The sequence below is a fragment of the Pseudomonas sp. PARCl1 genome, from assembly GCF_947311875.1.
GTDB classification, from domain to species: Bacteria; Pseudomonadota; Gammaproteobacteria; order Pseudomonadales; family Pseudomonadaceae; genus Aquipseudomonas; species Aquipseudomonas juntendi.
The window spans coordinates 50,124-61,070 of the sequence record NZ_CAMZMX010000010.1 but is presented as its reverse complement, the minus strand read 5'-3'; the positions used below and the strand labels follow the sequence as shown (position 1 = coordinate 61,070).

Genomic DNA, 10,947 nt, shown 5'->3' with positions numbered 1-10,947 from the left:
GTCACAGGATCAGGTCACGCAATTCGTCGGGCATGGCGCCCGGTTGTTGAATAGCTGCAAGGTCGGCTGCCGAAACCGCGTTCCAGGCATCTTCATCCCACAGCTGGAATTTGTTCAGTTGCCCCACCAGCATCGCCTTCTTGTCGAGCTTGGCGTACTCACGCAAACGGGGCGGCACCAGGAAACGCCCACTGCCGTCGAGTTCCAGGTCTACCGCATTGCCAATCAGCAATCGCTGCAGGCGGCGGTTTTCCTCACGCAACGATGGCAAGGCACGCAACTTGGCTTCTATCTGTTCCCACTCATCGAGGGGATAAACACACAAGCACGGGTCCACGGCGTCGATGGTCACGATCAGCTGACCGTTGCAACGCGAATCGAGCTCGTCACGGTACCGGCTCGGCATGGCGAGACGGCCCTTGGCATCGAGACTGACGGCGTTGGCTCCGCGGAACACGGCTGCGATTCCCCACAATGTTATCTTTTTTGTGCCAGAAAACCCACTTCATCCCACTTTCTGCCACTTGCGCACACTATAGGAATCCGCCGGAGGCACCGTCAAGGCACGTTCGGAAGGAAAAGCCTTACAGGACCGAGATTTAGCGCGTTAAAGGATTGTGAAAGGTATTTCACAATGAAAAAAACACGAGAAAAATCAAACCCGCACAAGCCACTGGGGCTTGAACTTAAAGTGATTTATTAAGAGTAAGATTTTTTCGGTATTACCAAAGGGGGGTCTGCTATCGAAAGATGCAGAAAAGAAAGGTGGAGAGTCGATCTGTAAGCCGGGTTTTGTCGAGGACAGTCATTCCTCTACGACGGCCATCACTGGACGCCTCTAGCAACCTACCCGGTTCCGACGCGGGCCACGCCTGATGGAACCCTATTTGGTCTTGCTCCGAGTGGGGTTTACCTAGCCACGAACTGTTGCCAGCCGTGCGGTGCGCTCTTACCGCACCTTTTCACCCTTACCGGCACCGAAGTGCTTAGGCGGTTATTTTCTGTGGCACTTTCCGTAGGCTCACGCCTCCCAGGCGTTACCTGGCACTCTGCCCTATGGAGCCCGGACTTTCCTCCCCCGAACTTTTGCGGAACAAAAGACGGCAGCGACTGTCCGATCGACTCTCCGCAGACAAGGTTAACGGCACACGCGCTCAAGAACAAGCGCCAGCAGCATTTATATCAATTTGCCACTACTGGGCCTTCTGTTTATCCAGGGCACGTTGATACAACAGGTTCTTGCGCACGCCGGTAATTTCCGAGGCAAGCGCCGCCGCCCGCTTCAGCGGCAACTCGGCCAGCAACAGGTCGAGCACGCGCTGGGCCTCGCTACTGATGGCCTGCTCGCCCTCCGGTGCAGTCCAGCCACCGACCAGCACCACGCACTCACCGCGCTGCTGGTTGCTATCACCGGCGACGAACGCCCGCAACTCGGCCAGGGGCAAGCCCTTGAGCGTCTCGAAGGTTTTCGTCAGTTCGCGCGCCAGCAACGCCGGGCGCTCCCCGCCAAACACCGTTTCCATGTCCTCGAGGCACTCGAGGATACGGTGCGGCGCTTCATAGAAAATCAGCGTGCGCGGCTCTTCGCGCACTTGCTCCAGGCGTGCCAGGCGCCCCGCCTGCCTGGCCGGCAGGAAACCTTCGAAAATGAAACGGTCCGAGGGCAGGCCCGCCGCCGACAATGCCGCGATCAAGGCGCAGGCGCCCGGCACCGGCACCACGCTGACCCCGGCAGCCCGCGCCTGGCGCACCAGGTGGTAGCCAGGGTCGGAAATCAACGGGGTACCGGCATCGGAAACCAGCGCCACATCTTCGCCGGCCAACAGCTTGCCGAGAAAGCGCCCGCCTTCGTCCCGCTCGTTATGCTCGTGGCAGGCCGCCAGTGGTGTATCGATGCCAAAATGTTGCAGCAGGCGGATTGAATGGCGGGTGTCTTCGGCTGCGATCAGCGCCACGTCTGCCAGCACCTTGAGCGCTCGGGCGCTCATGTCATCGAGGTTGCCGATGGGAGTTGCCACCACATACAGCGTTCCCACGGTGGATTTAGAAGCCCCTGCCACATCAGTCACTGCGCACACCTGTCATTCGGATCAAAGGCGCCATTGTAGCCCGAGCGCCCGCAACAGGGCGCAAAGAACTTCATACGCGACCGGCGGCAAGCCACCTATAGTGAAGGATCGACACGGCAACATCGCGCCCCGGCCAGTGCTTGGGTACAATTGCCGGCCAACTTGATCGAGTAACAGGACCTTTACATGATCGCTTGCCTGCGGCTGCTCACAGCCCTCTGCCTCGCTGCCCTGCTGGCAGCCTGCGCCAGCTCGCCCTCATCCAGCCTGGGCGAACTGCCACGCACCCCGGATGCCAGCATCGAGCAACTGCTCGAGCAGGCTGCTTCCAGCAAGTCTGCGCAAGACGCCGCCCTGCTGCGCCTGAGCGCAGCCGACCTGGCCTACAAGCAGAAGGACTTCCCCCGCGCCGCACGCATTCTCGAGCAGGTCCCGCTGGACACGCTCAAGCCGGCCCAGCAAGTGTTCGCCAGCACCCTGGCGGCCGAACTGGCCATGAGCCGCAACCAACCCAAGGCTGCCCTGGCCGCCCTGGCCCACCCAAGCCTGCAGCACGTTCCCGAGCTGCCGAAGGAACAGCAGGCGCGCACCTACTACGTGCACGCCGCCGCGCTGGAGGCCGATGGCCAGGCCCTGGCCGCCGCGCAACAGCGCGTACTGCTGGCCCCATTGCTCAGCGACCAGGCCGCCAGCGCAAACAACGACGCCATCTGGGCCTTGGTCGCCTCGCTGCCGGCCGAGCAGTTGCAGCAGCCGGCCACTGACCAGACTCTGGCCGGCTGGACCAGCCTGGCCCTGGCGGTGAAAAGTGCCGGCACCCTTGAGCAGCAACAGAGCGCCATCGAGAGCTGGGTCAAACAGCACCCGGACCACCCGGCTGCCAAACAGTTGCCAGTGCCACTGGTCAAGCTCAAGGAACTGGCCAGCCAACCGCTGACCAAAATCGCCCTGCTGCTGCCCCAGGAAGGGCCACTGGCCGGGGTTGCCCGGGCCCTGCGTGACGGCTTCATGGCCGCCCACTTCCAGGCCCAGCAGGCTGGCCAAGCCGCCCCTGCGGTGCAGGTGTTCGACAGCTCGCGCATCGGCTCGCTCGACGACTTCTACCGCCAGGCCCAGGCCGCAGGCGTGCAGCTGGTCATCGGCCCGCTGGAAAAACCGCTGGTCAAGCAATTGGCCAGCAAACCGCAACTGCCGATCACCACCCTTGCGCTCAACTACGCCGATGCTGGCCAGGTGGCCCCACCGCAATTGTTCCAGTTCGGCCTGGCGGCCGAAGACGAAGCACGCGAAGTATCCCGTCGCGCCCGTGCCGATGGCATGGTCCGCGCCGTAGCCCTGGTGCCGAGCGGCGAATGGGGTGATCGCGTGCTGGCCGCCTTCCGCCAGGACTGGGAAGGCAATGGCGGCACCGTGCTCGCAGCCCAACGCATCGCGCAACCGGTTGCGCTGGCCCAGCAGATTGCCGACCTGTTCCAGCTGCGCCAGAGCGAAAGCCGCGCCAAGAGCCTGCAGAGCACGGTTGGCGGCAACATCGCCGCACAACCGTCGCGCCGCCAGGACATCGACTTCCTCTTCCTTGCCTCTACCCCTCAGCAAGCGCAGCAGATCAAGCCGACCCTGAATTTCCAGTACGCCGGTGACGTACCGGTGTACGCCACTTCCAACCTGTACAGCGCCAGCGGTGACGTCAACCAGTACAACGACATGAACGGCATCCGCTTCTGCGAAACCCCGTGGCTGCTCGATACCAGCAACAGCCTGCGCCAACAGGTGGTTCAGCAGTGGCCGCAAGCCGCCGGCAGCCTGGGCCGCCTGTACGCCATGGGCGTCGATGCCTACAGCCTGGCACCGCGACTGGGCCAACTGAAGGCGCTGCCGGATAACCGCGTCCAGGGCCTTTCCGGTAGCTTGAGCATCAACGCCAACCAGCGTGTGGAGCGCCAACTGCCATGGGCTGAATTCGCTGGCGGCCAGGTCAAGCGCCTGCCTGATACCCCGCGCTGATGGCTGCAGCATCACCGACCGGCGCCGGCCACGCTGCAGAAACCCAAGCCCTTGAGTACCTTCAGGGGCAAGGCCTGCGGCTGCTGGCGCGCAACTGGCGATGCAAAGGCGGCGAGCTTGATCTGGTCATGCTCGACGCCGATACAGTAGTATTCGTCGAAGTCCGCTACCGGTTGCACGCGGCCTTCGGAGGCGCCCTCGCCAGTATCGATGGGCGCAAGCAGAAACGGCTGGTGCATGCGGCCAGCCTGTTCCTGCTCAAGGAGCCCCAATGGGGCAACCACCCCTGCCGCTTCGACGTTGTCGCCCTGCAGGGTAGCCACCATGCAGGCAAACCGCTTCAGTGGCTGAAAAACGCCTTCGAGTGCTGAACCCTCTACGTTTTTTTTGCTCTATGTATCGCGGGCTGGTCGTTGTTGCGCGTAACAAAGGCCACCGCCCCATTTAAGGTCACCAGATGGACATGCAATCCCGAATTCGCCGGCTGTTCCAGGCCAGCATCGAAACCAAGCAACAGGCGATGGACATCCTGGCACCGCACATCGAGCAGGCCAGCCTGGTCATGGTCAATGCGCTGCTCAATGAGGGCAAGATGCTCGCCTGTGGCAACGGCGGCTCGGCCGGCGACGCCCAGCACTTCTCCTCGGAACTGCTCAACCGCTTCGAGCGCGAACGCCCGAGTTTGCCGGCCATCGCCTTGACCACCGACAGTTCGACCCTGACTTCGATCGCCAATGACTACAGCTATAACGAAGTCTTTTCCAAGCAGATCCGCGCACTGGGCCAACCGGGCGATGTTCTGCTGGCGATCTCCACCAGCGGTAACTCGGCCAACGTGATCCAGGCGATCCAGGCCGCGCATGACCGCGAAATGATTGTCGTAGCAATGACGGGGCGCGACGGCGGCGGCATGGCCTCGCTGCTGCTGCCAGAGGACGTGGAAATCCGCGTACCTTCGACAGTGACCGCGCGCATCCAGGAAGTCCACCTGCTGGCGATCCACTGCCTGTGCGACCTGATCGACAGCCAACTGTTCGGGAGTGAAGAATGACCCCTATGCGCCTTGGCCTGCTGGCCCTGACTCTGTGCCTGAGCGTTACCGGCTGCAGCTCGGTACTCACCTCTGCCCGCAATTCGCCCATTGAAGACGACCGCGGCACGCGCACCATCGGCAGCAAGATCGACGACTCGCTGATCGAAACCAAAGCCGCGGTCAACATCTCCAAGGCCAACCCGGACCTGGACAAGGGCTCGCACATCGTTGTCAGCAGCTACAACGGTATCGTCCTGCTCGCTGGCCAAACCCCACGCGCTGACCTCAAGAACCTTGCCGAGCAAACCGCCAGCCAGGTTCAACGGGTGAAAAAGGTGCACAACGAGCTGCAGGTCATGCAGCCGTCTTCGATTCTGGCGCGCAACAACGATGCCTGGCTGACCACCAAGATCAAGACCCAGATGCTGACTGACAGCGCCGTGCCCAGTTCGCGAATCAAGGTCATTACCGAGAACGGTATCGTCTACCTGCTCGGCCTGGTGACCCAGCAGGAGGCCAATTCCGCCACTGCCGTAGTGCAGGGCGTATCGGGTGTGCAAAAAATCGTCAAACTCTTCGAGTACATCGACTGAAGAACCCTGGGCCGGCAAGGCAACAATCCCGGCCTGGAAAAAGGCGACCCTTCATGGTTGATGCCTGTCAGTTAAGCGTTATTGGGGCTGCTTTGCGGCCCCAAATTACTTAACTGCTGGCATTAACCCTACAAGGTCGCCTTTTTTACTACTTGACCACTTTCAGGCTTGGTCGACCAGTCGGGCGCGGCGGCTGGCCACCACCTTCTGGCGGGCCATCGTCATCCGGCTGCACATCATCGTCTTCCAGGTCATCGCCATCCGTCAGCGGCTGCTCCAGCTCGAAGACCATGCCTTGGCCATTTTCGCGGGCGTAGATGCCCAGGATGGCGCCAACCGGCACGAACAGCAAATGGGTCACGCCACTGAAACGGCCCTCGAAACTGACCGCGTCGTTATCCATGTGCAGGTTGCGCACAGCACTTGGCGAAATATTCAGGACAATCTGGCCATCATTGGCGAAACCATCCGGTACCTGCACCTGTGCGTATTCGGCATTGACCAGCATATGGGGCGTGCAATCGTTGTCGACGATCCACTCGTACAGTGCTCGAACCAGATAGGGGCGACTGGAGTTCATCAACGGCTCCTTAAAGCTTGCGCATTTCACGTTCTACAGAGGACAGGCTCGCCTGGAATGGCTCGCGGGCGAACTGGCGCTCCATGTAATCCAGCAGCGGTTTCGCTTGCCGGGGCAACTCGATGCCCAACACTGGCAGGCGCCAGAGTATGGGCAGTAGACAACAATCGACCAGGCTTTGCTCATCGCTCATGAAACAGGCGAACTCATTGAACAATGGCGAAACACCGGTCAGGCTTTCGCGCAGGGCCTTGCGCGCTTCACTTCGGGTAGCCTCGCTGCTGCGCGAATCGAGCACGCTATCGGCAAGAGCACACCAGTCGCGCTGAATGCGGTGTATCAGCAAACGGCTGTTGCCGCGCGCAACCGGGTATACCGGCATCAGCGGCGGGTGCGGGTAACGCTCCTCGAGGTATTCCATCACCACGGTCGATTCATACAACGCCAGGTCACGGTCGACCAGGGTCGGCACACTGCCATACGGGTTGACCTCGGCCAGCCTGGGCGGCAGGCGCGCCGGATCGACATCGATGACCTGCACGCTGACACCCTTCTCGGCCAGCACCAGACGTACCCGATGAGAATAATGGTCAGCGGGGTCGGAATAGCAGGCTAACCTGTTGGTTGCGCCCATGTAGCGGCTCCTCGCACGAGATGCTGTGCAACTTTAAATGAAAACGCGCCCGGGGCATCCTGGCATTTCTGCCAGGCGCCCCGGGCGCGTTCAACAACCAGAAATTACTGCGTGATCAGTGCACGTCCTTCCAGTATTCACGCTTGAGCAAATAGGCGAATACGAAGAAGAAAGCCAGGTACAGCAACACATAGGTACCGATGCGCTGGCTTTCCAGTTTGACCGGGTTGGCCGAATAGGCCAGGAAGGTCACCAGGTTCTTGACCTTCTCGTCGAACTGCTCGGCGGTCAGGGTACCGGATTTCGGCGTAACGGTCAGCTGGTCACAGGCTTCATGGGTAATCGGGCTACCGGTCAACGGGTCGAATTGCTTCTTCCCATCGGTCACCGTCTGCACCTGCTTGCAGCCGATTACTTGGTTGCCCTGCAGGCCGACCAGCACGTTGGGCATGCCGACGTTCGGGAACACCTTGTTGTTCACCCCATAAGGCCGCGAGGGGTCCTCGTAGAAACTGCGCAGGTAGGTGTACAGCCAATCGGTACCACGTACCCTGGCCACCAGGGTCAGGTCGGGCGGCGCGGCACCGAACCAGGTCTTGGCGTCTTCGGGCTTCATGCCGATCTGCATGTGATCACCGATCTTGGCCCCGGTAAACACCAGCTTTTCGAGCATCAGCTCGTGGGGGATGCCCAAGTCATCGGCCACACGCTCGTAGCGTTGAAACTTGGCACTGTGGCAGCCCATGCAATAGTTGGCGAACGTCCGCGCGCCGTCCTGCATGGCGGCCTTGTCGGTCAGGTCGATATCGACCTTGTCCAGTTCCAGCCCGTGTTCGGCAGCGAAGCAAAAGGCAGGCATCAGTGCCAGCAAAAATACTGCAATCAACTTTTTCATCAGCCAGTCACCCTTTCCGGAACCGGTTTGGTCTTCTCGAGCCTTGTGTAGAACGGCATCAACAGGAAGTAGGCGAAGTACAGCACCGTGCACACCTGCGACAACAGCGTGCGCCCAGGTGTCGGTGCCAGCACGCCCAGCACGCCGAGGATGACGAAGGCCACGCAGAACACCAGCAGGAAGAGCTTGCTGATCCAGCCTTTGTAACGCATGGAACGCACCGGGCTGCGATCGAGCCAGGGCAGTACGAACAGCACCGCAATCGCCGCCCCCATGGCGATCACACCCATCAACTTGTCAGGCACCGCACGCAAGATGGCGTAGAACGGTGTGAAGTACCACACTGGGGCAATATGCTCCGGCGTCTTGAAGGCGTTGGCCTGCTCGAAGTTCGGCTTTTCCAGGAAGTAACCGCCCATTTCCGGGAAGAAGAACACCACCGCACAGAATACGAAGAGGAACACCACCACGCCGACAATATCCTTGACGGTGTAGTACGGGTGGAACGGAATGCCATCGAGCGGAATGCCGTTTTCGTCCTTGTTCTTCTTGATGTCGATGCCATCGGGGTTGTTCGAACCCACTTCGTGCAGGGCAAGAATGTGCAGCACCACCAGGCCGAGGATGACGATAGGCAGGGCGACCACATGCAGGGCGAAGAAGCGGTTCAGGGTAATGCCGGAGATCAGGTAGTCACCACGAATCCATTGGGTGAGGTCGCCACCAATCACCGGGATGGCACCGAACAGCGAAATGATGACCTGGGCACCCCAGTAGGACATCTGGCCCCACGGCAGCAGGTAACCCATGAAGGCCTCGGCCATCAGCGCCAGGTAGATCAACATGCCGAACAGCCAGACCAGCTCGCGGGGCTTCTGGTAGGAGCCGTAGAGCAGGCCGCGGAACATGTGCAGGTAAACCACGATGAAGAACGCCGAAGCACCCGTGGAGTGCAGGTAGCGCAGAATCCAGCCGTATTCGACGTCACGCATGATGTACTCGACCGAGGCGAATGCCTCTTCTGCCGAGGGCGTGAAGCTCATGGTCAGCCACACACCGGTGACGATCTGGTTGACCAGCACCAGTAATGCCAGGGAGCCAAAGAAATACAGGAAGTTGAAGTTCTTGGGCGCGTAATACTTGCTCAGGTGATCTTCCCACATCTTGGTCGCGGGGAAGCGAGCATCAATCCAGTCCATGAACTTGCTCATCATGCTTTCTCCTGGTCGACGCCGATGACGATGATATCGTCCGACTCGTACGAGTGCGGCGGTACGGGCAGGTTGAGTGGCGCCGGCTGCGACTTGTAAACACGCCCAGCCAGGTCGTAGTGGGAGCCGTGGCACGGGCAGAAGTAGCCACCCACCCATTTAGGGCCCAGGTCGGCTGGCGCAACCTCCGGGCGGAAGGTGGGCGAGCAGCCCAGGTGCGTGCACAGGCCGACGAGAATGAGGATTTCCGGCTTGATGGAGCGGACTTCGGGGTCGACATAGGTCGGCTGCACCGAAGATTTGGAATCGGGATCAGACAATTCGCCGGTAATTTTCTTCAGGTTACCGAGGATCTCCTCGGTGCGCCTGACGATGAACACCGGCTGGCCTCGCCACTCGGCTACCATCTGCTGCCCGGCCTCGACCTTGGCGATATTGACCTTCACCGGTGCTCCCGCGGCTTTCGCCTTGGCACTGGGAAACCATGACCCCACGAACGGTACCGCAGCCCCCACTGCTCCCGCTGCCCCGACCACGGATGTCGCGGCTACGAGGAAGCGGCGCCGGCCTGCGTTGACGCCGTCATTGCTCATTCAGTCCTCTCCCATCAGCTTGCTTGGCCTGTTGAACCAGGCCTGTACTTAGGTTGTGTCTGTGGCACTAAAATTTGGTCGCCATGGTAAGAAACAAATCCACACACTGACAAGGGATTAGCCGGGCAAGGGCCCAATACCAGCGCTTTGCTTGATCTGCGTCTATGCGACGAGCGGCCACAGACATGCTGACAGGTTAGTTCAAGGCAAAAAAAAAGCCCGGTTCCAAGGAACCGGGCTTTTTTCGACTGCCGAAGCGGTATTAACGCTTGGAGTACTGAGGACGCTTACGCGCTTTACGCAGACCCACTTTCTTACGCTCGACTTCACGAGCGTCGCGGGTGACGTAGCCAGCACGACGCAGAGCGCCACGCAGGGTTTCGTCGTATTCCATCAGCGCGCGGGTGATACCGTGACGGATCGCACCGGCCTGACCGCTGACACCACCACCGGAAACGGTGACGTAGATGTCGAACTTCTCAACGGTTTCGGTCAGCTCGAGCGGCTGACGAACAACCATGCGAGCGGTTTCGCGACCGAAGAACACGTCCAGAGAACGGTTGTTGATGGAGATGTTACCAGTACCCGGACGCAGGAATACGCGAGCGGTTGCGGTCTTGCGACGGCCAGTGCCGTAATTTTGAGTCGCCGACATAATGAACTATCCCGTTAGATCTTCAGTTCTTGAGGCTGCTGAGCAGTGTGTGGGTGAGCAGCACCCGCGTACACTTTCAGCTTGCGGTACATGTCGCGACCCAGCGGGTTCTTAGGCAGCATGCCTTTGACCGCGGTTTCGATAACACGCTCAGGGGCCTTGGCGATCAACTTCTCGAAGTTGATTTCCTTGATACCGCCCGGGAAACCGGAGTGGGAGTAGTACATCTTGTCGGAAGACTTGGCACCAGTCACACGAACCTGTTCAGCGTTGATAACGACGATGTAGTCGCCGGTGTCAACGTGAGGGGTGTATTCTGGTTTGTGTTTGCCACGCAGACGGGTAGCGATTTCGGTAGCCAGACGACCCAGGGTCTGGCCAGCGGCGTCGACTACGAACCACTCGCGCTTTACTGTTTCCGGTTTAGCAGTAAAAGTTTTCATTCTCTAAAGCCTCAGAGGCCGCCCAGCGAAAAATAGACGGCGAATCTTACTGGATAGTGCACAGCTTGCCAAGGGCAAGCGCGCAGCCGAACACTGACGCTTTTGGGGGCTCGGGTCGGGCACGCCAATATTCGACGGGGTTCTTCCTGCGTGATGGTGCATCACTTCCGCCACGCGGAGAGGGGCTGAATTATCCAGATTGCGCGAAAAATTTCAACCTGCTTTGATGAGCTTCCA

At 60.2% G+C, this 10,947-nt stretch carries 13 protein-coding genes and 1 other RNA gene; 4 read left to right on the top strand and 10 right to left on the bottom strand.

Annotated elements, in window-relative coordinates:
• Position 1: 1 nt before the first annotated feature.
• From mraZ to rsmI, 3 genes are all read right to left on the bottom strand, one after another.
• Entirely contained in the window at positions 2–457 is a 456-nt protein-coding gene (mraZ, locus tag QME24_RS08075) for a division/cell wall cluster transcriptional repressor MraZ (RefSeq protein WP_004575120.1), read from the bottom strand.
• Positions 458–765: 308 nt separating this feature from the next.
• Positions 766–1,126, bottom strand: an RNA gene (gene rnpB / locus QME24_RS08070) — RNase P RNA component class A.
• A gap of 67 nt (positions 1,127–1,193) precedes the next feature.
• Positions 1,194–2,069 carry a 16S rRNA (cytidine(1402)-2'-O)-methyltransferase gene (rsmI, locus tag QME24_RS08065; RefSeq protein WP_054905341.1) on the bottom strand — a complete coding sequence of 292 codons (876 nt, stop codon included), beginning with the start codon at positions 2,067–2,069 and terminating at the stop codon, positions 1,194–1,196.
• 186 nt (positions 2,070–2,255) lie between these two features.
• Between rsmI and QME24_RS08060 the strand changes: the two genes are divergently transcribed.
• From QME24_RS08060 to QME24_RS08045, 4 genes are all read left to right on the top strand, one after another.
• Positions 2,256–4,073 carry a penicillin-binding protein activator gene (locus QME24_RS08060; protein ID WP_009684425.1) on the top strand — a complete coding sequence of 606 codons (1,818 nt, stop codon included), beginning with the start codon at positions 2,256–2,258 and terminating at the stop codon, positions 4,071–4,073.
• Positions 4,073–4,444: a YraN family protein gene (locus QME24_RS08055; protein WP_054889886.1), complete on the top strand. Its 372-nt coding sequence runs from the start codon at positions 4,073–4,075 to the stop codon at positions 4,442–4,444. Before QME24_RS08060 ends, QME24_RS08055 begins: the two co-directional genes overlap by 1 nt.
• 86 nt (positions 4,445–4,530) lie before the next feature.
• The gene (locus QME24_RS08050) at positions 4,531–5,124 is read left to right on the top strand and encodes a phosphoheptose isomerase (RefSeq protein WP_029887793.1); all 594 of its coding nucleotides are present in this window, start codon (positions 4,531–4,533) and stop codon (positions 5,122–5,124) included.
• Complete coding sequence (locus QME24_RS08045; RefSeq protein WP_192440905.1) at positions 5,121–5,699, top strand: BON domain-containing protein; 579 nt, start codon at positions 5,121–5,123, stop codon at positions 5,697–5,699. The genes QME24_RS08050 and QME24_RS08045 overlap by 4 nt, the downstream gene beginning before the upstream one ends.
• Before the next feature lie 148 nt (positions 5,700–5,847).
• Here the strand turns inward: QME24_RS08045 and QME24_RS08040 are convergent, their stop codons facing one another.
• The 7 genes from QME24_RS08040 to rplM all read right to left on the bottom strand — a co-directional run bounded on the left by QME24_RS08040 (position 5,848) and on the right by rplM (position 10,710).
• Positions 5,848–6,279, bottom strand: a complete 432-nt coding sequence (locus QME24_RS08040; protein WP_192440907.1) for a ClpXP protease specificity-enhancing factor — start codon at positions 6,277–6,279, stop codon at positions 5,848–5,850.
• A gap of 10 nt (positions 6,280–6,289) precedes the next feature.
• The gene (locus tag QME24_RS08035) at positions 6,290–6,913 is read right to left on the bottom strand and encodes a glutathione S-transferase N-terminal domain-containing protein (protein ID WP_054905343.1); all 624 of its coding nucleotides are present in this window, start codon (positions 6,911–6,913) and stop codon (positions 6,290–6,292) included.
• Positions 6,914–7,028: 115 nt separating this feature from the next.
• The gene (locus QME24_RS08030; RefSeq protein WP_029886542.1) at positions 7,029–7,808 is read right to left on the bottom strand and encodes a cytochrome c1; all 780 of its coding nucleotides are present in this window, start codon (positions 7,806–7,808) and stop codon (positions 7,029–7,031) included.
• The gene (locus QME24_RS08025; protein ID WP_029886541.1) at positions 7,808–9,019 is read right to left on the bottom strand and encodes a cytochrome bc complex cytochrome b subunit; all 1,212 of its coding nucleotides are present in this window, start codon (positions 9,017–9,019) and stop codon (positions 7,808–7,810) included. The genes QME24_RS08030 and QME24_RS08025 overlap by 1 nt, the downstream gene beginning before the upstream one ends.
• Complete coding sequence (gene petA, locus QME24_RS08020; RefSeq protein WP_009684434.1) at positions 9,019–9,612, bottom strand: ubiquinol-cytochrome c reductase iron-sulfur subunit; 594 nt, start codon at positions 9,610–9,612, stop codon at positions 9,019–9,021. The genes QME24_RS08025 and petA overlap by 1 nt, the downstream gene beginning before the upstream one ends.
• 262 nt (positions 9,613–9,874) lie before the next feature.
• Complete coding sequence (gene rpsI / locus QME24_RS08015; RefSeq protein ID WP_003260797.1) at positions 9,875–10,267, bottom strand: 30S ribosomal protein S9; 393 nt, start codon at positions 10,265–10,267, stop codon at positions 9,875–9,877.
• A gap of 14 nt (positions 10,268–10,281) precedes the next feature.
• Entirely contained in the window at positions 10,282–10,710 is a 429-nt protein-coding gene (rplM, locus tag QME24_RS08010) for a 50S ribosomal protein L13 (RefSeq protein ID WP_003251819.1), read from the bottom strand.
• Positions 10,711–10,947: the final 237 nt, after the last annotated feature.